The following is a 22374-nucleotide window of genomic DNA, read 5'->3' as shown; positions in this document are numbered from 1 at the left end:
ATCGAGCGATGGATGAGACCATGACCGAAACTGTTCAAACCGCGCCTTTTGCGCCATTCGAGTGGATGCTGTCGGCGCGTTACTTACGGGCGCGCCGCAAGGAGGGATTCATCTCGGTCATCGCCGGGTTCTCCTTCCTCGGGATCATGCTGGGCGTGGCGACGCTGATCATCGTCATGGCCGTCATGAACGGCTTCCGCAAGGAGTTGCTCGACAAGATCCTCGGGCTCAACGGCCACATCCTGGTCCAGCCGCTGGAATCGCCGCTGACCGACTGGAAGGACGTCGCCGACCGCCTCAGTCAGGTCCAGGGCATTCGGCTCGCAGCGCCCGTGGTGGATGGCCAGGCGCTGGCGTCATCGCCGTGGAACGCCTCCGGCGTCCTGGTGCGCGGCATCCGCTCCGACGACCTCAACAACCTCACCTCGATCGCCAAGAACATCAAGCAGGGCTCGCTCGAGGGCTTCGATGACGGGCAGGGGGTCGCGATCGGCCGGCGCCTCGCTGACCAGCTGTCGCTGCACGCCGGCGACAGCATCACGCTGGTGGCGCCTAAGGGCGCGGTCACGCCGATGGGCACGACACCGCGCATCAAGCCGTACAAGATCGCCGCGGTGTTCGAGATCGGCATGTCCGAGTATGATCTCGGCTTCGTGTTCATGCCGCTCGCGGAGGCGCAGGCCTATTTCAACCGCAGCAACGACGTCACCTCGATCGAGGTCTTCACCACCAATCCGGATCAGATCGTCGCGTTCCGCCAGGCCGTGACGGAGGCGGCGGGCCGGCCGGTGTTTCTGGTGGACTGGCGGCAGCGCAACTCGACCTTCTTCAACGCGCTCCAGGTCGAACGCAACGTGATGTTCCTGATCCTCACCATGATCGTGCTGGTCGCCGCGCTCAACATCGTTTCCGGCCTGATCATGCTGGTGAAGGACAAGGGCAGCGACATCGCGATCCTGCGGACCATGGGGGCCTCGCAAGGCTCGATCATGCGCATCTTCCTGATCACGGGCGCCTCGATCGGCGTGGTCGGTACGATGGTCGGCTTCATCGTCGGGCTGGTGATCTGCCTGAACATCGAATCGATCAGGCAATTCCTGTCCTGGCTGACCAGCACCGAACTGTTTTCGCCAGAGCTATATTTCCTGTCGAAGCTGCCCGCCGAGATCGACATCGGCGAGACCTCGGCCGTCGTGATCATGGCGCTGACGCTGTCGTTCCTGGCGACGCTGTATCCGTCCTGGCGCGCCGCGCGCCTCGATCCCGTCGAAGCGCTGCGGTACGAGTGAGGGGCTGATGGAGCAGCAGGGGGCGGAAGATGTACCGGTCATTTATCTCCACGAGATAAAGCGACAGTACTTGCAGGGCGAGGTGCCGCTGACGATCCTCGACGGCGCCAAGCTCGCGCTGTGGGCGGGCCAGTCCGTCGCGCTGGTGGCGCCGTCAGGCTCGGGCAAGTCGACGCTGCTGCACATTGCGGGTCTGTTGGAAGCGCCCGATTCCGGCGAGGTCTACGTCAATGGCGCGCCGACCTCGCAACTGCCCGACATCGAGCGCACCCAGCTTCGCCGCACCGATATCGGCTTCGTCTACCAGTCCCACCGGCTGTTGCCGGAGTTCTCGGCGCTGGAGAACGTCATGCTGCCGCAGATGATCCGCGGCCTCAAGAAATCCGAGAGCGTCAAGCGCGCCAAGGAGATCCTTGGCTATCTCGGCCTCGGCGAGCGCATCACGCACCGTCCGTCCGAGCTGTCGGGCGGCGAGCAGCAGCGCGTTGCAATCGCGCGCGCGGTGGCCAATGCTCCGCGGGTGCTGTTTGCGGACGAGCCGACCGGCAATCTCGATCCGCACACCGCTGACCACGTCTTCCAGGCCCTGATGCAGCTCGTCAAGGCGACCAAGGTCTCGATGCTAATCGCGACCCACAACATGGAGCTCGCCGGCCGGATGGACCGCCGCGTGTCGCTGTCGAACGGCCAGGTGGTCGAGCTCGAGTAAAAACCGCGAAAACAACCCCATGCACAGTAGCCAAGTGCTTGGGCGCACTGACGAAAAAAATGGTGCTCCCGGGAGGTTCAAGGCCGGATCACCGTCAATTTGAACGGCCCGCCATTGGCTGCGGCATGGGCTACCGCCTCATTGGCGTGGTCGAGGTCGAAGGCCGTGGCCTCGTACTCCTCCAGCCTCAGCAGTCCCGCGCGCACCAGCGCGATCAGGCGGCTTGCCGCATCCGGCGGATACATCCAGACGCCGTGGATGCTGATGCAGTTGCGCATGATCCAGGGGTAGGGCAGCTCGAGGCCAGCGCCGCCGGCCATGCCGACGCCACCCATCAGCACGACGCGGCCATTGGGGCGCACCGTCATGATCGCCGCGCGCACCACATTCGTGCTCACCGAGGGCGGCATGATGTCGAGCACGCAGTCGATCGGCCCGGGCGCCGCACGCTTCATGCTCTCGCGGTCGTCATCCTCGTTGCCGGAGAGTTTGACCGGCTTCACGCGATCGCCGAAACGGCGGACGAGGTCGGCCAAGATCTTGTCGTTGCGGCCGGGCGCGACCACGCAGGCCGCGCCCATCGCGAGCGCGACCGAGACGGCTGCGCTGCCGAAATTGCCGGTGGCCCCGCTCACCAGCACGGTCTCGCCGGGCTGAAGGCTGGCGGCGAGAAAGCCGCCATAGGGCACCAGCAGCGTCCCCAGCGCGCACCATCGCGTGGCGTCCTCCGACGCGATCGTGCCAAGCCGTTTGACGTTCTCCGTCGGCACCCGCATCTGCTCGGCGAACGAGCCATGGCGAAAATGCTGTTGCAGGCGCATGGCGCCGGCACCGGGGGCAGTGAGTCCTTGCAGGGCAATGTCGGGCGCTGCGGCGTCGTCGCGCGAGCGCACCGTCGGGTCGCAGAACACCCAGTCGCCAACGCTGAGCTTGGTTGCGTCCGGGCCGATGGCGCGCACCCGGCCGATGCCGCCTGGCCCCGGGATGATCGGCAGGTCGAAGGCATAGTTGCGTGCCCCGCTGAAGACCTCGTTCATGTAGGACAGCACCCGCGTTGCGATGACGTCCACGATGACCTCGCCCGTGCCGAGCACAGGGTCCGCGGCTTCCTCAATCGCAAGCGGCGATCCAAATGATTTCAATACGGCAGCTTTCATGATCTCACCTCAAAGTGGGTTGAAGCCCATATGCGCCGCCTTTCCAGGCCCAGGAAGGCCTGGTATTATCCTAGTATTCCCCAAGCCCTCCATCGAGGCACGTCACCATGGCCGACCCACGCCGCGTCGAATTCGGCGACTTCCTCAGGTCCCGCCGCGAAAAGCTGTCGCCGAAGACGGTCGGGCTTCCCGCGGGCCGGCGGCGTCGCACGGCGGGCCTGCGCCGCGAAGAGGTGGCGCAGCTCGCCGGTATCGGCGTCGACTGGTACATCCGCCTCGAGCAGGGCCGCACCGTCAGCCCCTCGGTCACCACCGTGGATGCGCTGGCGCGAGCGTTGCGCCTCAGCAAGACCGAGCACGCCCATCTCAAGGCACTTGCGCGCGACGGCGATAGGCGCGCGTTCACGCGCGAGATCGTGCCGCCCCCCGTTCGGCGGATGATCGAGAGCCTGGCGCAGCCGGCCTATGTCACGGGGCGGCGCTGGGACGTGCTGGCCTGGAACGCGGCGGCCGAGGAGATCTTCGGGTTCGGACAATTGCCCGAGCAGGACCGCAACACGCTGCTGCTGGTCATGACGAACAAGCAGACGCGAAAATTCTACGGTGCCGGCTGGGCTGACATCGCCAAGAGCATGGTCGCGATGTTTCGCGCCACTCACGACGTCTGGGCCGGCGATCCCGCCTTTACGGAATTGCTGACGCGGCTGCGCCAGGGCAGTCCGGAATTCGTCAAATGGTGGGAGGCGCACGAGATCCGCAGCACTGCCGCGGGCCTCAAGATCATGAACCATCCGACCAAGGGCGTGCTCCGGTTCGAGCACACGAGCTTTCAGGCCAATGACGATCCGGCGCTGAAGCTCGTGATCTACACGCCGGTGTAGATTGCGGAAACATGGGGTCGAAGCTCGTCACGTATGACGGTCGATGATCTGAAGGAGCCGATCGCAGGACGCCTCGATCCTCTTGTGGGGAGATGTGGCGACGCCCAGCAACAGGCCGGATCGCGCCGAGGCCGCGGACGCATGCCATAGCGACAGGGGCGTGGGCGCCAACCCAAACGATGCTGCTTCCCTCGCGATCGCGACGTCGGAGGTTCCGTCCGGCAGTCTCAGGACCGCGGCCAATCCGGCGATCGCAACGTCCTTCGCAACGTCCTTGGCGCGTGCCTTCAAATATTTCAGCAGCGCATCGCCTTGCGCGGCATAGGCCCGCTTCGTGCGTCGAAGATGCCGCAGATAGTGGCCGTCGCGGATGAATTCGGCGGTTGCGAGCTGTACGGAGGGCCCGGGCGCCGGAGCGAGGCATGCCGCTACCTCGGCAAAACGGGATGCCAGAGAGGCGGGTGCAACGACGAAGCCCAGCCGCAAGGCAGGAGTCAGGGTCTTGCTGAACGACCCGATGTGAATCACGCGCCCGAAACGATCGAGAGAGGCGAGCGCCGGTGTGGCCCGCCCTCTCAGCTGAAGCTCGCTCAGATAGTCGTCCTCGATCACCCACACCCCTTCCTGGGCTGCCCAGTCGAGAAGACATGAACGTCTTGCCAGCGACAAGGTGGAGCCAAGCGGTGCCTGCTGTCCTGGCGTCACGACCACCAACGCAGCATCAGGAGCGTGTTTCAGGCCGTAACGGACGTCAATGCCGTCTACATCAACCGGGATCGGCCTGATCGACAACCTTGCAAGCTCAAGGCCGTGTCTTGTGAAGGGGAAGCCCGGGTCCTCCATCCAGACCTTCTTCTGCTCGAGGCCGAGAACCCGCAGTGCCAGTCCGAGGCCGCTGCTGAAGCCGCCGGTGATGATGATCTGCGACGGTGCACATTCGATCCCCCGCGCCAGCGCGAGATATGCCGCAATGTCGCGCCTCAATTCCAGCTCGCCGCGGGGATCCCGATAAATGGCCGGTGCGCTGGTTTCCGCGCGCACCGCCCGCGTGCGCATCCTCGAGAAGAGCTTGGCGGGAAAGGTCTCGTGAGCGGGCACACCCATTTGGAAAACGGCCGGTCCCGCAGTGAGCTCCTGGTACATCTCCATGAACGAGCCGGGGTGGGGAGCGGCTTCCTGCCGAGGGGTAAAGGCGGGTCGATCCGCAACACGCGTTCCGGTCGCGCGCGACGCGACGATCAGTTGCGCAGAGGAAAGTTTTTCGTAGGCCGATCGCACGGTGCCGCGCGCCACGCCCAGCTGAGCCGCCAAATCCTGCCATGAGGGCAGACGAGCTCCCGGAGCCAGCACGCCGCTCTCGATGGCAGCTCCGATACCTCTGCGGATTTGTTCTGCCAATGGCGTCTTCGCAGATCGATCGAGCTCCAGCTGCAGCGGTTTGACCATGCCCCCGTGGTACACGATTTTCGTCCATTCTTGGTGCTTTTTTGTAGACCAGGGCGGGGCCATTTATCGGGCAGGGAAGTACATGGCGGAAGTACATGGCGACAGCCGCCGAACAGAACCGATCATGGAGTATGAAAATGGCTAAGCGTCTCGACTACGACCGCATTGCACCCGCAGGCATGAAAGCGCTCGGCGGCGTTTACGGCTATGTCATGCAGAGCAATCTTCCTGCAACGCTCGTCACTCTGGTTTATCTGCGCATTTCGCAGATCAACAATTGCGCCTACTGCCTCGACATGCACACGCGCGATCTGCTGAAGAGCGGACAGAAGATCGAAAAGATCGCGCTGGTGCAGGCCTGGGCGGAAGGCGGTCATCTCTTCGACGAGCGGGAGCGTGCCGCCCTCGCATGGGCTGAAACGGTGACCCGTGTGGCCGACACCGGCATCCCGGATCAAGCTTACGAGGCTGCCCGCGCCGTCTTCGAGGAGCGCGAGCTCGTCGATCTCACCATCGCGATCGGCCTGATGAATGCGTACAATCGCATGGCAATCAGCTTCCGAAATACGCCACAGGCCGCGAAAGAGATGGCAGCCTGACCCCGGTGCCGGACGGCAAGAGGGTAAACACATGCCATCGACTGCGACGGCATGTCCTGAGATATCGGCGATTCAAGGCAGGAGCTTGAAATGACCATCGCAATTTCCGGCGTGAAGATTCCCGACAGCAAGATCGCACGGGAGGCCGCCGAGCTGGTGCGCCAGTACGAAAACGACATGTTGTTCAACCACTCGGTCCGCGTCTTTGTGTTCGGCGCGATCAAGGGACATCGGCAAAATCTGAAATTCGATTCCGAGCTGCTCTACATCGCGGCGCTGTTCCATGATCTCGGGCTTGTCGACCATTACCATACACAGACCAAGCGATTTGAAGTTGATGGCGCCGATGCCGCCCGCGAATTTCTGAGGGGGCACGGCATCGACGAGCCAAAAGCCGATCTGGTTTGGGAGGCGATCGCGTTACATACGACGCCCGGAATTCCACAATACATGCGGCCGGACATCGCTCTCACGAATGCGGGTGTGTTGGTCGACGTCGTGGGGATTGGCTATGACGAGTACTCGCCAGAGCAGCGCGACCAGGTGACCACCGCATTTCCGCGCGGTGATTTCAAGAACGAATTCCTTCAGGTACAAACCTGCTCGGCCTTGAAGAAGCCGCAGACCACGTTCGGGACTGTCAATTTCGATTACATCGAAGATCACGACCCCACATTTCACAAGCCGAACGCATGCACGCGCATCCGCAACACTCCCTGGCGGAGCTGACCTTCGGCGCGATGTTCGAGTTTCGCCACGTTGACTCATGGCGACGGTGCGGCCGGGGGCGTTACGCTGGCGTTCGGCTGCTGAATGGCCGGCCACGGGCTCTTCGGAGCCGGCGTCGCCGCCGCGCATGACGCCGCAAGCTGCGGCCACACTGACGTCAGGCCCGTCAAGTCGATGTCGAATTTCGTGATGTCCGCCTTGTCGTCGGGTAACAGCGTGGTTTCGCGGACATGGAGGGAGCGGGACGCCAGTATCGCCTTGAGCATGTCCGGATCGATGCTGCCACGCCAGACTTCGTATTTTCCGGTCCGCAACGCAGACCCTCCGGCCGCGTTGTCCGGAGCGGCGTCCGCCGTCACCAGGATGGTGGTCTTGCCGACGGCCGTCTCGTCGATCTCGCGCGCGAATGTCAACGGCACGCGCTTTCCGCTTTCGCAGGACAGACGCCATTCCATAGGCCGGAACGAAGCGCCGTTCTCCTTCAGCATCGCGAACTTGCGGGCGAAGGGGCGCGCTTCCTTTTCCAGTTTCCACGCCGTTTCGGCAAGCGAACGCGTGTCGATGCCGAAACGATAGAGCTCGGCGCGCGTCAGCAGGTGCAGGTTTTCGAACTTCACCGTCCGGATCAGATCGTCTAGCTCGCGGCTGATCCCCATCGCCGCGATGAACGCAGCGCGATCGCGATCGGCCCTGGCCATCCGGCGCTGCCTGTATTCCGCGACCGCCGCCGGAGGCGGATGCCCGTGAAAGGCAAGGACCAGCCTGGAATTATGGACCGCCAGCGCGGCGTCGGGGGCGACCTCGCGCGATGTCGCTCCGAGAAACAGGTAGCCGCAGGCCGAGTTGCACATCGCATGGTAAGTGGTGAGTTCGGCTTCCACCTCGCCGCCGGTATTTTTTATTTTCAGGCACGCGGCGTCCACCTGCGTGCCCGCGGCGCACGCCGTCGCGATGGTCCGGCCAACCCGACCGATCGCCTTGCGGCTGCGCAACAACCGCCCGATGACATAGGACTGCTCCACGTTTCCGCCCGGTGAATAGAGGTAGATCGGACGCTGCGTGTCCTTGACGCCGGCAAGGAAGCGGCGAATGCGCGGCGCAGCGTCCTGGTCGATATCGCCCTCGATGGCGATCCAGCGGTCGCAGCCCGGTCCGCAGGCGTCTGGTGGTCCCTTGGCAAGATAGATCGTCAGCCTGGATGCAAATCCAGTCTTCTCGGCCGGCGTCCCTTCGGCGTGCAATGCGCCAGGAAGCATCAGCGAGGCCAGGACAAGCAGACTACGGGCGAGCATGAAACGACGGGGACCACCCGCAGTGAAAAGCAGAGATCGATGTTACACGATGATCCGCGCAGCCACAACTTGCGGTGGCGCATCCGCACGGGTCTGTCCGCGACGGCTGGATTGGCAATCTGGCGGCGATGTGGGAGCAGGCAGAACAGCATCTCCCGAGGGGACGGTGACGACAGGAACCTAAATGCCATCATGCGGTTATCGCGCAGACAATTTGCGCGACCCGGCTGCATCACTCAGAAAGTCAGGCGGGCTACCTGTGGTCGAAGCGAACAGCAGCGGGACGATCAAGCAGTAGCTCCTCGTGGAGCTAGGAACGTGGCAGGGGAAGACCAATGACGACAGCGACCGGGATCCGCTCGGCCGATCGCAATTCCGTCTTAGCCACACTCGGCGACTTCATCCGAGAGATCAGCAATCCCGACGATCTCGCCTATGCTGCGGCGGAACTGCTCGGCCGCAGCCTGAACGTCAGCCGGGCGGGCTATGGCACGGTCGACACCTCAGCCGAGACCATCACCATTGTCCGCGACTGGAACGCACCGGGCATCCTGAGCCTCGCAGGCGTGCTGCGCTTCCGCGACTATGGCAGCTACATCGAAGATCTCAAGCGGGGCGAGACCGTCATCTGTGCCGATGCTGAAAAAGACCCTCGCGTCGGCGATCGTGCCGAGGCTCTCGAGGCGATCTCTGCGCGTGCGCTCGTCAACATGCCGATCTCGGAGGCCGATGGGGTCGTGGCGCTGCTGTATTTGAACAATGCCGGGCCGCGCGAATGGAGCCCCGAAGAGCTGGAGCTCATTCGCGATGTTGCCGAGCGTACGCGCACGGCCGTTGAGCGTCGCCGTGCTGAGACGGCCGTGCGGGAGAACGAAGCCCGGCTGCTTTTCCTGGACGCACTCAACAAGGAGACGGCCAGGACCCGCGATGCCGACGGCGTGATGGCGGTGACGACCAGGATGCTTGGCGAGCATCTCGAGGTATCGAGCTGTGCCTATGCCGATATGGATCCCGACCAGGACGGCTTCACCATACGCGGGGATTGGGCGGCGCCGGGCGCGGTGCATATCCTTGGTCACTACAGCCTGGCTGACTTCGGGAAGAAGGCGGTGCGAGAGCTCGGCGCCGGCAGGCCCCTGATCATCAATGACAATTTGAAGGAGCTTGCGCCTGAGGAAGCCGCCACTTTCCAGAACATCGGGATCGGTTCGACGATTTGCATGCCCTTGGTCAAAGAAGGGCAACTCACCGCCTTGATGGCGATCCATCACCGGGGCCCGCACCAGTGGACGCCGCGCGAACTCGCCTTGCTCACCGAAGTGACCGAACGGTCGTGGGCCCACATCGAGCGCGTCCGATCGGAACAGGCGGCGCGGGAGGCCGCCGAACGACTGACGCTTGCAAACAAGGCGGCTGGTATCGGCACCTGGGACTACGACCCGGTCAACAACGTTCTTCGATGGGATAGCCGCTGCAAGGAGGTGTTCGGTTTATCGCCGGACGCCGAAGTCAGCTATGAAGGGTCGTTCCTGAAGGGCCTTCATCCCGAAGACAGGCAGCGCGCCCACGAGGCCGTCTCCGCGGCGCTGACGCCGCACGCGCCGGCAAACTACAACATGGAATACCGGACCATTGGCATCGAGGATGGGGTCGAACGCTGGATCGCCGCGACCGGTCAAGCCATCTTTGCCAACGGCCAAGCTGTTCGGTTCATCGGAACGGTTCTGGATATCACCGCGCAAAAGAAAACCGAGCGTCATCTCAGAATACTCAATGATACCGGGGCCTCGGTCTCTCGCGAACGCGACCTCGACAAGATCGTCCAGATCGTGACGGATGCCGGCGTCGGACTCACCGGTGCTCAATTCGGCGCCTTTTTCTACAACGTTCTGGCGCCGGATGGCGGCAGCTACATGCTGTATTCGCTGTCTGGTGCGCCGCGATCCGCGTTTGAAAACTTTCCGATGCCGCGTAACACAGCCGTCTTTGGCCCGACCTTCGAGGGCTCCGGCGTGGTGAGGTCCGACGATATCCTGCGGGACCCCCGCTATGGCAAGAACGCGCCGCGGAAAGGCATGCCCGAGGGCCATCTTCCGGTCCGATCCTACCTGGCGGTCCCTGTGATCTCGCGCACCGGCGAAGTTTTCGGCGGACTTTTCTTCGGTCACGCCGAGACGGGTAAATTCCAAGCCGAGCAGGAGTCCGCGTTGCTTGGTATTGCGGGCCATGCCGCCACCGCTATCGACAACGCCCAGCTCTTGACCCGGCTCGAGGCGCTCAACGCCGGATTGGAGCAACGTGTTGCCGACGAAATTGCCGAGCGCATGAAGGCCGAAGAGCAATTGCGGCAATCCCAGAAGATGGAAGCCGTCGGGCAGTTGACCGGCGGCATTGCCCACGACTTCAACAATATGCTGGCCGTGATTCTCGGCAGCCTGAATCTTGCCAAGCGGCGGCTCGGCAGGGGAGAGGTCAGCATAGACCGCTTCATCGAGGGCGCCATCGACGGTGCAAATCGCGCAGCCACGTTGACGCAGAGGCTGCTCGCGTTCTCGCGCCAACAGCCGCTCGCGCCTGAGGTCGTGGACATCAACAAGATGGTCGGCGGGATGAGCGAGTTGCTCGAGCGCTCGCTGGGCGAGCTGATCCGCCTCGAGACGGTGCTGGCGGCTGGCCTCTGGCGGGTCAAGGCAGACCCGGCCCAGCTGGAAAGCGCGATGATCAACCTCGCGGTCAATGCGCGCGATGCCATGCCGAAGGGCGGCAGGCTGACAGTAGAAACCAGCAACGTCTCGATAGACCGAAAATATGCTCGCGAGTATGCACTCGCACCCGGGCAGTACGTTCTCGTGGCCGTGACGGACAACGGCACGGGAATTCCGGCCGACGTGCTGGGCAAGGTGTTCGATCCGTTTTTCACGACCAAGGTCGTGGGCAGGGGCACCGGTCTCGGCCTCAGTCAGGTCTACGGTTTCGTGCGGCAGTCGGGCGGCCATGTCAAAATTTACTCGGAAGTCGATGTTGGCACGACCGTGAAGATCTACCTTCCACGCTTCGCCGGCGAGGAGGCGGGCTCAGCTCTGTCACAGGAAGAAATACCCGCCGGTGCAAGCCATCAGAACGAAACCATTCTCGTCGTGGAAGACGACGAGCGCGTCCGCAACATTTCGTCCGAAAGCCTGCGCGAACTTGGCTACAACGTCATCGAGGCAGCCAGCGCCAAAGAGGCGATCAGGACGATCGAAAATGGTTTCGTTCCAGATCTGCTGTTCACGGATGTCGTCATGCCCGACATGACCGGCGCCGAGCTGGCGGCCGAGCTGTCGAAACGATACCCGGCGCTGAAAGTGCTGTTCACCACCGGCTACACGCGCAATGCAATCGTTCACAATGGCGTGCTCGATGCCGGCAAGCATCTGCTTCCCAAGCCCTTCTCTATCGAAGACCTGGCTGCCAAAGTCCGCACCTTGCTCGACGAGATCTGAACGCGTTTTGGAAACGATCTCTTCCGTTTGCAAGCTGCCTTCACAAGGGCTATGTCCCGGCTTTCGGAAGAGCATGACATGACAATCTCGGATGACAACGACCTCGCGCGCCTGAAGGAGATCGGGCGCATTGTCGCCAATACCCTGGAGGCAATGGGAAAGGCGCTCGAGCCGGGCATGTCCACCTCCGAGCTCGACCAGATCGGGCGAACGCTGCTGGAGGCCGCCGGTGCACGTTCGGCTCCGGAGCTGGCCTACGACTTTCCGGGCGCAACCTGCATCAGCGTGAACGAGGAGATCGCTCATGGCATCCCCGGCGATCGGCGGATCGCGCGCGGGGACCTCGTGAACATCGACGTGTCAGCCGAGAAGAACGGCTTCTTTGCGGATACGGGAGCCTCATTCGCCGTTCCACCCGCAACCCGCGCGGTCGAACGTCTTTGCAGGGACGGCCGGCGGGCGATGTGGACGGGCCTGCAGCAGGTCGGAGCCGGCAAACCGATTGCCGGTATCGGTCAGGCCATCGGGACCTTTGCGCGGAAGAACGGTTACAGCCTGGTCAGGAACCTTGCCAGTCACGGCGTCGGCCTGTCGCTCCACCAGGAGCCGACGGAGATCGCAACGTGGCCCGACCGCTCCGAACGCCGCATCATGAGCGAAGGCCTCGTGTTCACCGTCGAGCCGTTCCTGTCCCTTGGCGCGGAATGGGCAGAGGATGGCGATGATCCATGGACGCTCTACAGCAGCCCCGAGGCGCCGACCGTTCAATACGAGCACACCGTGATCGCCACGCGAAGCGGACCGTTGATCGTTACGATGGCTGGTTAAGGAGGCTCCTCAAGCCACCGGATCTCGGGCAGCATCCGAACGGGTTCGATCATCCAGAGCCAGCGGCGGCGCCGGTCTCGCCGACCAGATTGCCGAGCGTGGCGTCGGAAGCTCAACGCAAGGCGGGCCGCATATCGAAGTCCCGATTTAATTGACGCGCCGCGAGTGGCGAGGGGGCTTCTTCTGCGCAAAATACGGGTTCGCCACGCACGTCGCTGACCGACCGAGGGCTAAAAATCTGCACTGCTCGAGAGAGGTGTAGCGGCAATCGAAATAGCCGACGGGACCGTAGATCTGCATGCAGACCGCATAGCTCGGATCGTAGGTCTGCGCGTGCGCAGGCGCGCCGGCGAGCAGCAGGCCGATCGCGAGGAGCGCGAAGCGAGCGCGACGCATCTCAGCGCGCAAATAGTAACCGGGCGAATAACCCGGCACCTGCGCGCGCGGCCTGTTCTGATACGCGTAGGGATCGTCGCTCTGGCCTGCGAAATACGGGTTCGCGATGCAGGTGAGGGCGCGGCCCGACGAACTCGCCTGGCACTGCGCGTAAGTGTCGAACGTGCAATTGCTCAGCCCCGGCCATTCATCGCCGGTGAGGCAGAAGGCATGGTGGGTCCCGAACGCGCGCGCAGGCACGCTTGCGCTAAGCGTGAAACCAAATGTGGCGAGGGCGAGCGAAAATGTGGCGACAATGGGGAGAGCAATTCGTCTGCGCATTCGATTCTCCAATCACGCGAACGTGCGCGCGACGTTGTTACGCGCGCATGCTGCGTATGTCGTGTAGTCGACAATGGAACTCATGAAAACTCTTGTTTCAAAGGGTTTCCCGCGCGCGCTGGTAAATCTTCATTAATGAAGCGCGATCCTTTGGCGCGAACTGTGGCGTCGAGGTTACAGCAATTCTGTCGAGCGCTGCTATGACGACGCTACGGCCCGGGGGCCTAACGACGAAACTGGAACGGGAATCAAATGAACAAGAATCTGTTGCTTGCTGCTGTGAGCTTTGTCGCGCTCGGCGCGACCGCACCGGCGGTGGCTGCTGACCTCGCTGCGCGGCCTTACACCAAGGCGCCGGCGATGGTCGCCGCGATCTACGACTGGAGCGGCTTCTACATCGGCGTCAACGGCGGCGGCGGTTCCGCCCATTCGACTTGGGATCTCGTCGGCGGTGGCCGCGAGGGTTCGCACGATGCGACCGGCGGCACGGTCGGCGGCCAGATCGGCTACCGCATGCAGTCGGGCCAGTGGGTGTTCGGTATCGAAGGTCAGGGCAACTGGGCTGACTTCTCGGGCGACAACGTCAGCGCGCTGTTCGCGACGCGCAACCGCTCCAAGATCGACTCGTTCGGTCTGATCACCGGTCAGATCGGCTACGCCTGGAACAACGTCCTCCTTTACGCCAAGGGCGGTGCGGCTGTCGCCGGCAGCAAGTATGAAGTCTCGACCCTTGGCGGCGCGCTGCTGTCCTCGAACGATCAGACCCGTTGGGGTGGCACGATCGGTGCCGGCCTCGAGTACGGTTTCGCCCCGAACTGGTCGGTTGGCGTCGAGTACAACCACATCTTCCTGCAGGACAAGAACGTCACGTTCGCAGGCCTGGTTGGCACCGATCGCATCCGCCAGGACGTCGACATGGGCCTCGTTCGCTTGAACTACAAGTTCGGCGGCCCGAGCCTCGGCCGTTACTGAGTAAAGACTGCTATCGATCGCTCGACTTCGAGCGGTTGGCGAAAGCCCCGGCCATCGGCCGGGGCTTTTTTGTTGCTTAAATTCAGCGGGTTAACCATTCTGTTTGGAGATGGTCGAGATGGCTTGACTCCTGAGAACGAAATGAGAACAATGTTCTTCATACGTTCTCACCATGGAGTAAGCCATGTTCAGGATTTTCGTTGAAGAGGCCGCCGCGTTGGCGTCGATCGCGCTGTTTGTCGGGATGATTGCGATCTGGGCCCAGGTGCTCCCGCAGCTCTAGGCGCGGGCCTAGGTTGGGGAAAAGCAGGACGACGCGGCCGATCGGCCGCTCCGGCGTGGACTCTGGCACCATGACGCCCCACCATTATGAGGCGAGTCGGCCGGGCGAGTGCAGGATGCCTCCGGTGCCGGTGACCGCTCCATCTCATCTGCAAGAGGCCGTCACGCGACCATGCCGAGCGCCGGATTTGTCCACCTTCACGTTCACTCGGCCTATTCGCTGCTCAAGGGCTCGATCAAGATCGCCAAGCTCGCCGAGCTAGCGAAGAAAGACCATCAGCCGGCGCTGGCGTTGACCGACACCGACAACATGTTCGGTGCGCTGGAGTTCTCCGACAAGATGGCGGGCTCCGGGATCCAGCCGATCGTGGGCTGCGAGATCGCGATCGAGTTCGGCGACCAGGATCCCAATGCGCGCAACGTGCTGCTGCCCTCGCGCGTGGTGCTGCTGGCCGCGCAGGAGCGCGGCTATCGCAGCCTGATGCGGCTGAACTCGCGCGCGTTCCTGGAGACGCCCGACACTCATGCTCCCCACATCAAGTTCGACTGGCTCGAAGGCGAGACCGAAGGTCTGATCGCGCTGACGGGCGGTCCGGACGGACCGATCTCGCTGGCGCTTGCCGGCGGTTATACCGAGCTCGCGGCGGCGCGCTGCGAGCGTCTGGCCAGCCTGTTCGGAGACCGTCTCTACATCGAATTGCAGCGCCACAACATCGAGAAGGAGCGGCGGGTCGAAAGCAGCCTGATTGACATCGCCTACACCAAGGGCCTGCCGCTGGTTGCGACCAACGAGCCGTATTTCGCCACGACCGACGATTATGAAGCCCATGACGCGCTGCTCTGCATCGCCGGCGGGCGGCTGATCGCGGAGACCGAGCGCGAGCAGCTCACGCCCGATCACCGCTTCAAGACCCGCGCCGAGATGGCGGTGCTGTTCGCCGACATTCCGGAGGCGCTGGCCTCGACGGTGGAGATCGCCGAGCGCTGCTCGTTCCGGCCGATGACGCGCAAGCCGATCCTGCCGTTCTTCACGGTCGGCGCTGCCGCAAGCTCCGATGCCGCCGCAGTCGAGGCGGCCGAATTGAAGCGGCAGGCGGAGGAGGGGCTCGCCAACCGCCTGCGCGTGCACGGCCTCTCGCAAGGCACGACGGAAGAAGATTACAACGCGCGGCTTGCGTTCGAGCTCGACGTCATCATGCGCATGAAATACGCGGGCTACTTTCTGATCGTCTCCGACTTCATCAAATGGGCAAAGGGCCAGGGCATCCCGGTCGGGCCGGGCCGCGGCTCCGGCGCAGGCTCGCTGGTGGCGTGGGCGCTGACCATCACCGACCTCGACCCGATCAAGTTCGGCCTGCTGTTCGAGCGCTTCCTCAATCCGGAACGCGTCTCGATGCCGGACTTCGACATCGACTTCTGCCAGGATCGCCGCGGCGAGGTGATCAGGTACGTCCAGGAGCGCTACGGTCGCGACCAGGTCGCGCAGATCATCACCTTCGGGACGCTGCAGGCGCGCGGCGTGCTGCGCGACGTCGGCCGCGTGCTGCAGATGCCCTATGGCCAGGTCGACAAGCTCACAAAACTCGTGCCGCAGAATCCGGCCGCGCCGGTGACGCTGGCCGCCGCGATCGAGAGCGAGCCAAAACTCCAGGCGTTCCGCGACGAGGATCCGGTGGTGGCGCGCGCCTTCGACATCGCGCAGCGCCTCGAAGGCCTGACCCGTCACGCCTCGACGCATGCGGCCGGCATCGTGATCGGCGATCGGCCGCTGAGCGAACTCGTGCCGATGTATCGCGATCCCAAATCCGACATGCCGGTGACCCAGTTCAACATGAAATGGGTCGAGCCCGCGGGCCTCGTGAAGTTCGACTTCCTCGGCCTGAAAACGCTGACCGTACTCGACGTCGCGTGCAAACTGCTCAAGCCGCGCAACATCCACGTCGATCTCGCGACGCTGCCGATCGACGATGCCGAAAGCTACCAGATGCTGGCGCGCGGCGAGGTGGTCGGCGTGTTCCAGGTTGAAAGCCAGGGCATGCGGCGCGCGCTGGTCGACATGCGCCCCGACCGTTTCGAGGACATCATCGCGCTGGTCGCGCTCTATCGACCGGGTCCGATGGCGAACATCCCGACCTATTGCGCGCGCAAGCACGGCGACGAGGAGCCGGAATATCTCCACCCCGTGCTGGAGCCGATTCTCAAGGAGACCTTCGGCGTCATCATCTACCAGGAACAGGTGATGCAGATCGCGCAGGTGATGTCGGGCTATTCGCTTGGCGACGCCGACCTGCTGCGCCGCGCCATGGGCAAGAAGATCCGCGCCGAGATGGAGAAGCAGCGCGAGATCTTCGTCGCAGGCGCAGTGAAGAACGGCGTGCCGAAGGGGCAGGCCGATACCATCTTCGAGCTGCTGGCGAAATTCGCCGACTACGGCTTCAACAAGAGCCACGCGGCGGCCTATGCGCTGGTGTCCTACCACACCGCCTACATGAAGGCGCATTACCCGGTGGAGTTCATCGCCGCGTCGATGACGCTTGATCTCAACAATACCGACAAGCTGTCCGAATTCCGCGCCGAGGCGCAGCGCCTCGGCATCAAGGTCGAGCCGCCCAATGTCAACCGTTCCGGCGCGACTTTCGAGGTCGGCGACAAGACCATCTACTACGCGCTCGCGGCGCTGAAGGGCGTCGGTATTGCGGCCGTCGAGCAGATCATCGCGGAGCGGACCAAAAACGGCTTGTTCACCTCGCTCGCCGACTTTGCCGCGCGGGTGTCGCCGCGCGCGATCAACAAGCGCATCATCGAAAGCCTCGCCGCCGCGGGCGCCTTCGACACGCTGGAGCCGAACAGGGCGCGGGTCTTCGCCGGCGCCGACTCGATTCTCGCCGCGTGCCAGCGGGCGAACGAAGCTGCAACCATCGGCCAGAACGACATGTTCGGCAGCTCGGCCGACGCGCCGACCATCATGCTGCCGCAGATCGAGCCCTGGTTGCCGGCCGAGCGGCTGCGCCGCGAATATGACGCGATCGGCTTCTTCCTGTCGGGACATCCGCTCGACGATTACGCCACCGTGCTGAAGCGGCTGCGCGTGCAGTCCTGGGCCGAGTTCTCCCGCGCGGTGAAGACCGGCGCCACCGCCGGCAAGGTCGCGGCCACCGTGGTGTCGCGCATGGAGCGGCGGACCAAGACCGGCAACAAGATGGGCATCATGGGGCTCTCTGATCCCACGGGTCACTTTGAGGCGGTGCTGTTCTCCGAAGGCCTCGCGCAATATCGCGACGTCCTGGAACCGGGCGCCGCGGTGCTGCTCCAGCTCGGCGCCGAGCTCCAGGGCGAGGACGTCCGCGCGCGCGTGCTGCACGCCGAGCCGCTGGACGAGGCCGCGGCCAAGACGCAGAAGGGCCTGCGCATCTTCGTGCGCGACACCAAGCCGCTGGAATCGATCGCCAAGCGTCTCGCCGGCCCCGACATGGCGAACGGCGCCGCGCCGAAGGTCGGCAGTCCGGGCATCGCGCCCCGCTCCAACGGCGACGGCGAGGTCTCGCTGGTCATGATGCTCGACCTCGAAACCGAGGTCGAGATGAAGCTGCCCGGCCGCTTCAAGGTCTCGCCGCAGATCGCCGGCGCCATCAAGGCGGTCGCCGGTGTGGTGGACGTGCAGCAGCTCTAGCAACGCGCACGGTGTTGCAGGCGGCTGTATGTCTTGCGCGGGACATGCGGCGGCCCTGTTGCAACCTTTCGCTGTTTTCGGTTAGCATGCACTCGGGGAAAATTTGGGGGCGTGATGCTATTGCGTGGGCTGGTATTGCTCGTGGCTGCGGCACTGCTGTGCGGCTGTGAGACGGCGAGGAGCGGGCTTGGATATTCGGAGACGGTACGAAAGCTGGGTCCGCCGAAAGCCGGGCAGGCCCGCGTCGTCGTGTTTCGCGAGAAGGGCTTCGGCGGCATCGGCGATCCGGACTGGGAATTTTCCCTCGACGGTACGCCGATCAAGGGTCTGAAGACCGGGACATATGTCTATGTCGATCGCCCGGCAGGCCAGCACCAGTTCGTAGCAGAGGAGGCGGCGCTCGGCGTCACGCGCGTGGACTTTTCGGCTCAGTCCGGCCAGACCGTGTTCTTCGTAGCGCGCTTCAGTCAGCGCAAGAGCGCCATGATCGCGAATGCGAGCACGGGGGTGCTGGGCTGGGGTCTCACGCTTGCGATGACGTCCGGCTATAAAAATCAGGGACCGCTGGATTTCCTGCCCTTGGATGAACCGGCCGCCAGGACGACGATCGCAGAGCTTCGGTTGGCAGAATAGCCTCCGCGCGAAATTCGAGCTCCGCCCGCACCGTCATTTGTGGTGTCGTCACAGCGTTGCGGCTATGATCGCCGTGAGGCCGTTCGTCCATCGCGCCGGGAGGGAACGTGACATGTGCGACAAGTGCAATGAATCCCCACATGAGAGGATCGCGCCGTCGCGACGATCCGCGATGTTGTTGGGTGCCTCGGCGCTCGGCCTCGCCCTGACCGGCAGAGCCTTCGCCAAAGAGACCAAGGCGCCGCCCAAGCCGCAGAACGTGCTGTCGCCCGACGCATCATTGAAGCGCCTGACGGAAGGCAATGCCCGCTATGTCGACGGTGTGTCGCGGCGGCACGATTTCAAGCACGAGCGCGAGGCGTTGGTCGGCGGACAGAATCCGTTCGCGGCCGTACTGAGCTGTGCCGATTCGCGCATCGCGCCGGAATATGCCTTCGACACTGGCCGCGGCGATCTGTTCGTTTGCCGCGTCGCCGGAAATTTTGCCGGCACCGAAACCATCGCCAGCATGGAATACGCGGTGGCCGTGCTGAATGCGCCGCTGATCCTCGTGCTCGGCCATGACGCTTGCGGCGCGGTCGATGCGACGCTGAAGGCGATCAAGGACAACAAGCCGCCGCCGGGCCATATTCCATCGCTGGTCGATGCGATCACGCCTGCAGCGAAGGCTGCGATGCAGCAGGGTGGGGACGTCCTCGACAAGGCGATCCGGCAGAACGTCATCGACAACGTCGCGAAGCTGAAGTCGGCAGCGCCGATCCTCAATGCGGCCGTGGAGCAGGGCAAGCTGAAGGTCGTCGGCGGCATCTATCGGCTCACGACGGGAACGGTCGACCTGATCGCGCAGGTCTGACGAGACGAACCGGCTCGCGCCGGTTCGTTGTCGCGAGGCTGACGCAGGCGCCCTGGCGTTGGTGCCGGGCGCCATGCCGCCGCCTCAATCCAAGCCTTCGTTATTTGGAAGCCTTTCGTTCAAGTGTCATTCAGCTCGCCACGCGTCTGATGCGTGGCGGCATCTCAACAACAAAAACGGGCAAGCAAGTCATGCGTGGGACGCTCCGAGCCTTCATTTGCCTTCTCCTGCCAATCGCGGTCCTTGCCGCGGGCGCGCCGGATCCGGCGCGTGCACAGCAGCAGGAAAAGCGTATGGCGCTCGTGGTCGGCAACGGCGCCTATGCCAAGTCGCCGCTGGCGACGACGGCAAACGATGCCGGCCTGATCGCGCAGACGCTGCAGGCGGCGGGCTTCGACGTCGTCGGCGCCCGCGATCTCGACGGCGACACGCTGCGCAAGAGCTTTCGCGATTTCATCCAGAAGGCGCAGGCCTCCGGACCGGGCACCGTCGCGATGGTCTACCTCGCCGGCTATGGCGTGCAACTTGCCGGTGAGAACTACTTCATCCCGGTCGATTCCAACATCACCCGCGACACCGACATTCCGACCGAAGGCCTGCGCATCGGCGACTATCTCCGCCAGCTCGCCTCCGTTCCGCTCAAGGCCAACATCGTCGTGCTCGACGCTGCGCGGGCGCAGCCCTTCGTGGAGGGCGGCCAGCAGATCGCGAGCGGACTTGCGCTGGTCGAGCCCGACGCCAACATGCTGGTCGCGTTCAACGCCGCGCCCGGCACGGTGGCGCCCGAGGAGCCTGGACCTTACGGCATCTATGCGCAGTCGCTGGCGGAGATGATCCGCACCGGCGGCCTACCGCTGCCTGAGGTGTTCGACCGCGTTCGCCTGCGCGTCAACGAGGCCAGCAAGGGCGCGCAAGTGCCCTGGAACGAGCAGAAGATATCGGCGCAATTCTCGTTCTTCGAGCGCGGACCTGACGCGCCGCCGCCTGAGGCCGCACCCGACCAAGTCGCCGCGATGCGCAACAAGCCGATCCGCGATCTCGGCGTGCAGGATGCCTATGCCGCCGCGCTCACGCGCGACACGCTGCCGGCCTACGAAGAGTTTCTCTCCGCCTATCCCGGCGACCCGCTGTCGAAGCGCGTGATGGTGATCGTCGCGGCGCGCCGCGAGGCCATCACCTGGCGGCGGACCTATCGGACCGACACGCCGGAGGCCTATTGGTCGTATCTGCGTCGCTATCCGCGCGGTCCGCATGCGGCGGATGCGCGCCGGCGCTTGGCGATTCTCACCGCGCCGGCCGAGCCGCCGCCGAGCTTCGCGATGATCGACTACGACGTGCCGCCACCGCCGCCGGAGGAGGTGGTCTATGTCGAGCGTCCCGTGCTGTATTTCAGCGATCCGGATTTTGGCTTTGCGCCGCCACCGCCGCCGCCGGTCTATTATCTGCCACCGCCGCCGCCGGATTTCGTCGTGCTGTCGCCGCCGATGCCGGTGGTCGGCCTGTTCGTGCTGCCGCAGCCGATGTTCGTGCCAATTCCTGTGTTCGTCAGGCCGCCGGTCTATGTCGCACCGCCCCCGAACAACATCATCTATCAGAACATCCATAACAGGACGGTCATCAACACGGTGATCAACCAGCCGCCGGCACCGCCGGCGGGTGCGGGTGCCGGAGCGGGCAATCTCGCGCCAGCCATTGCCGGGCGCACCAATCCGGCTGGTCCCGCCATGCCGCAGGCGGTCGTGCAGCGCGCCGCCCTGATTCAGCAGGGCAAGGCGCCGATGCCGCCGAGCGCGACGATGCAGCCGACGGCGAGGCCAGGAATGCCTCCGGCCAGGCCGGCCAATGCCGCACCGACCGGTACGCCACCTACGACTCCACCTGCCAGTCCGCTTGCCACGCCACCGGCCAAGCTGCCCCAAGCCAACACCCTGCCGGTTCCCGGCACCCATGGCGGTCCACCTGTACCGCCAGCGGGAGCCGGGCCACTGCCGGGCGGCAGACCCGGGCTGCCCACGGCCACTGCTCCCGGCACACCGCCGCCGACCCATCCGGGAGGGCCTGCGGGAGCGCCGACGACTGCTGCTCCCGGCACCACGCCGCCGGGTCATCCCGGTGCGCCGACCGCCGCCGCGCCGGCGACTGCGCCCACGGCGACAAACCCGGCCGCTGTGCCCGGCCAACCGCCGAAGCCGCCGGTGGCCCAGGCCCCGCCCGGGACCGGGACCGGGCCTGGGGACCATGGCAAGTCCGCGACCCGCGAGCCGGCTGGTTCGCCGCCTGCTGCCCGCACGCCTCCTGGCGCAGTTGGACGACCGGTCACGCCGCCGCCCTCGGCGGCGCGGGAGCCGATCAGGCCGCAGCATCAGCCGACCGCAGCTCCCGCCCAGGCTGCCCGGCCGTCGGCGCCACCACCGCGGTCTCAGGCCGTGGCGCGGCCGGCGCCTCCGCCTCCGCCGCGTGTTGCGCCGCCGCCACCGCCACGGGCGGCTCCACCCGTGGCGGTTGCTCGACCGGCGCCGCCGCCGGTCGCCCGGCCGGCGCCACCTCCGCCGCCCCGGATGGCCGTCGCGCCACCGCCGCCGCCGCGCCCGGCAGCACCTCCACCGCGTCCTCCGGCTCCGCCGCCGGCGGCAAAGAAGTGCCCGCCGAACCAGCCCAGATGCTAGGCAGGGGCTAGGCCGGAGCGATCTTTACGGAAGGGGGCCTCTTGCGGGCGAAAGCCGCCCCGAAAGGCCCTTATTTCCTTGCTTCTGGCCGAAATCGCGCTATACACCGCGCCATCTCACACGGAAGCATGGCTCACAAGGCCGTCCGGTGGCAGCCGGGGCGACA

General features: G+C 64.6%; 16 protein-coding genes and 1 pseudogene. 12 read left to right on the top strand and 5 right to left on the bottom strand.

The window, feature by feature from the left end; genetic code table 11:
• Nucleotides 1–8 precede the first annotated feature (8 nt).
• Nucleotides 9–1289 (top strand): lipoprotein-releasing ABC transporter permease subunit, encoded by a 1281-nt coding sequence (locus ACIPUD_RS25570; protein WP_007603606.1) that lies wholly within the window; start codon nt 9–11, stop codon nt 1287–1289.
• A gap of 7 nt (nt 1290–1296) precedes the next feature.
• Nucleotides 1297–1998 carry an ABC transporter ATP-binding protein gene (locus ACIPUD_RS25565; protein ID WP_018455056.1) on the top strand — a complete coding sequence of 234 codons (702 nt, stop codon included), beginning with the start codon at nt 1297–1299 and terminating at the stop codon, nt 1996–1998.
• A gap of 77 nt (nt 1999–2075) precedes the next feature.
• Here the strand turns inward: ACIPUD_RS25565 and ACIPUD_RS25560 are convergent, their stop codons facing one another.
• Nucleotides 2076–3155, bottom strand: coding sequence for a zinc-binding dehydrogenase (locus ACIPUD_RS25560; protein ID WP_446481773.1), 1080 nt, complete (start codon nt 3153–3155; stop codon nt 2076–2078).
• A 107-nt stretch (nt 3156–3262) separates the two neighbouring features.
• Here ACIPUD_RS25560 and ACIPUD_RS25555 point away from each other — a divergent pair, with 107 nt between their 5' ends.
• Complete coding sequence (locus ACIPUD_RS25555; protein WP_018455054.1) at nt 3263–4036, top strand: helix-turn-helix transcriptional regulator; 774 nt, start codon at nt 3263–3265, stop codon at nt 4034–4036.
• Nucleotides 4037–4063: 27 nt separating this feature from the next.
• Here the strand turns inward: ACIPUD_RS25555 and pdxR are convergent, their stop codons facing one another.
• A complete protein-coding gene (pdxR, locus tag ACIPUD_RS25550; protein WP_085384787.1) occupies nt 4064–5482 on the bottom strand; it encodes a MocR-like pyridoxine biosynthesis transcription factor PdxR in 1419 nt (472 codons plus the stop codon).
• Nucleotides 5483–5619: 137 nt separating this feature from the next.
• On the opposite strand from pdxR, the gene ACIPUD_RS25545 reads away from it, so the two are divergent.
• Both ACIPUD_RS25545 and ACIPUD_RS25540 read left to right on the top strand, forming a co-directional pair.
• Nucleotides 5620–6081 (top strand): carboxymuconolactone decarboxylase family protein, encoded by a 462-nt coding sequence (locus ACIPUD_RS25545; protein WP_085353296.1) that lies wholly within the window; start codon nt 5620–5622, stop codon nt 6079–6081.
• Nucleotides 6082–6171: 90 nt separating this feature from the next.
• Nucleotides 6172–6810 carry an HD domain-containing protein gene (locus tag ACIPUD_RS25540; RefSeq protein WP_247370280.1) on the top strand — a complete coding sequence of 213 codons (639 nt, stop codon included), beginning with the start codon at nt 6172–6174 and terminating at the stop codon, nt 6808–6810.
• Nucleotides 6811–6845: 35 nt separating this feature from the next.
• On the opposite strand, the gene ACIPUD_RS25535 is transcribed toward ACIPUD_RS25540, so the two are convergent.
• Entirely contained in the window at nt 6846–7832 is a 987-nt protein-coding gene (locus tag ACIPUD_RS25535; protein ID WP_247385798.1) for a hypothetical protein, read from the bottom strand.
• Nucleotides 7833–8437: 605 nt separating this feature from the next.
• Between ACIPUD_RS25535 and ACIPUD_RS25530 the strand changes: the two genes are divergently transcribed.
• Both ACIPUD_RS25530 and map read left to right on the top strand, forming a co-directional pair.
• Nucleotides 8438–11587, top strand: coding sequence for a GAF domain-containing protein (locus ACIPUD_RS25530; protein ID WP_368507983.1), 3150 nt, complete (start codon nt 8438–8440; stop codon nt 11585–11587).
• Nucleotides 11588–11665: 78 nt separating this feature from the next.
• Nucleotides 11666–12415, top strand: a complete 750-nt coding sequence (map, locus tag ACIPUD_RS25525; protein ID WP_204511325.1) for a type I methionyl aminopeptidase — start codon at nt 11666–11668, stop codon at nt 12413–12415.
• A gap of 147 nt (nt 12416–12562) precedes the next feature.
• Here map and ACIPUD_RS25520 read toward each other — a convergent pair whose 3' ends face one another.
• Together ACIPUD_RS25520 and ACIPUD_RS25515 are read right to left on the bottom strand one after the other, a co-directional pair.
• Nucleotides 12563–12811 (bottom strand): DUF3551 domain-containing protein, encoded by a 249-nt coding sequence (locus tag ACIPUD_RS25520; protein WP_446481846.1) that lies wholly within the window; start codon nt 12809–12811, stop codon nt 12563–12565.
• 9 nt (nt 12812–12820) lie between these two features.
• A pseudogene (locus ACIPUD_RS25515) lies at nt 12821–13132 on the bottom strand (DUF3551 domain-containing protein); the annotation flags it as partial.
• A 252-nt stretch (nt 13133–13384) separates the two neighbouring features.
• On the opposite strand from ACIPUD_RS25515, the gene ACIPUD_RS25510 reads away from it, so the two are divergent.
• From ACIPUD_RS25510 to ACIPUD_RS25490, 5 genes are all read left to right on the top strand, one after another.
• A complete protein-coding gene (locus ACIPUD_RS25510; protein ID WP_446481772.1) occupies nt 13385–14104 on the top strand; it encodes an outer membrane protein in 720 nt (239 codons plus the stop codon).
• 454 nt (nt 14105–14558) lie between these two features.
• The gene (dnaE, locus tag ACIPUD_RS25505) at nt 14559–18056 is read left to right on the top strand and encodes a DNA polymerase III subunit alpha (protein ID WP_204511323.1); all 3498 of its coding nucleotides are present in this window, start codon (nt 14559–14561) and stop codon (nt 18054–18056) included.
• A gap of 114 nt (nt 18057–18170) precedes the next feature.
• The gene (locus ACIPUD_RS25500) at nt 18171–18689 is read left to right on the top strand and encodes a hypothetical protein (RefSeq protein WP_027518200.1); all 519 of its coding nucleotides are present in this window, start codon (nt 18171–18173) and stop codon (nt 18687–18689) included.
• 112 nt (nt 18690–18801) lie between these two features.
• Nucleotides 18802–19542: a carbonic anhydrase gene (locus ACIPUD_RS25495; RefSeq protein WP_085353578.1), complete on the top strand. Its 741-nt coding sequence runs from the start codon at nt 18802–18804 to the stop codon at nt 19540–19542.
• A 191-nt stretch (nt 19543–19733) separates the two neighbouring features.
• A complete protein-coding gene (locus ACIPUD_RS25490; RefSeq protein ID WP_446481771.1) occupies nt 19734–22208 on the top strand; it encodes a caspase family protein in 2475 nt (824 codons plus the stop codon).
• Nucleotides 22209–22374 lie beyond the last annotated feature (166 nt).

The sequence above is a fragment of the Bradyrhizobium sp. CAR08 genome (assembly GCF_052871955.1).
The sequence above is the reverse complement of the archived record's forward strand: the minus strand, read 5'-3'. Positions and strand labels throughout refer to the sequence as shown.

Bases quoted from the DNA above. Each gene is read 5' to 3' on its own strand.
- dnaE (WP_204511323.1), top strand. From the start codon at position 14,559: ATGCCGAGCGCCGGATTTGTCCACCTTCACGTTCACTCGGCCTATTCG.
- ACIPUD_RS25555 (WP_018455054.1), top strand. From the start codon at position 3,263: ATGGCCGACCCACGCCGCGTCGAATTCGGCGACTTCCTCAGGTCCCGC.
- pdxR (WP_085384787.1), bottom strand. From the start codon at position 5,482: ATGGTCAAACCGCTGCAGCTGGAGCTCGATCGATCTGCGAAGACGCCA.
- ACIPUD_RS25560 (WP_446481773.1), bottom strand. From the start codon at position 3,155: ATGAAAGCTGCCGTATTGAAATCATTTGGATCGCCGCTTGCGATTGAG.
- ACIPUD_RS25490 (WP_446481771.1), top strand. From the start codon at position 19,734: ATGCGTGGGACGCTCCGAGCCTTCATTTGCCTTCTCCTGCCAATCGCG.
- ACIPUD_RS25570 (WP_007603606.1), top strand. From the start codon at position 9: ATGGATGAGACCATGACCGAAACTGTTCAAACCGCGCCTTTTGCGCCA.
- ACIPUD_RS25520 (WP_446481846.1), bottom strand. From the start codon at position 12,811: ATGCGTCGCGCTCGCTTCGCGCTCCTCGCGATCGGCCTGCTGCTCGCC.
- ACIPUD_RS25545 (WP_085353296.1), top strand. From the start codon at position 5,620: ATGGCTAAGCGTCTCGACTACGACCGCATTGCACCCGCAGGCATGAAA.
- ACIPUD_RS25565 (WP_018455056.1), top strand. From the start codon at position 1,297: ATGGAGCAGCAGGGGGCGGAAGATGTACCGGTCATTTATCTCCACGAG.
- ACIPUD_RS25530 (WP_368507983.1), top strand. From the start codon at position 8,438: ATGACGACAGCGACCGGGATCCGCTCGGCCGATCGCAATTCCGTCTTA.
- ACIPUD_RS25495 (WP_085353578.1), top strand. From the start codon at position 18,802: ATGTGCGACAAGTGCAATGAATCCCCACATGAGAGGATCGCGCCGTCG.
- map (WP_204511325.1), top strand. From the start codon at position 11,666: ATGACAATCTCGGATGACAACGACCTCGCGCGCCTGAAGGAGATCGGG.
- ACIPUD_RS25540 (WP_247370280.1), top strand. From the start codon at position 6,172: ATGACCATCGCAATTTCCGGCGTGAAGATTCCCGACAGCAAGATCGCA.
- ACIPUD_RS25500 (WP_027518200.1), top strand. From the start codon at position 18,171: ATGCTATTGCGTGGGCTGGTATTGCTCGTGGCTGCGGCACTGCTGTGC.
- ACIPUD_RS25510 (WP_446481772.1), top strand. From the start codon at position 13,385: ATGAACAAGAATCTGTTGCTTGCTGCTGTGAGCTTTGTCGCGCTCGGC.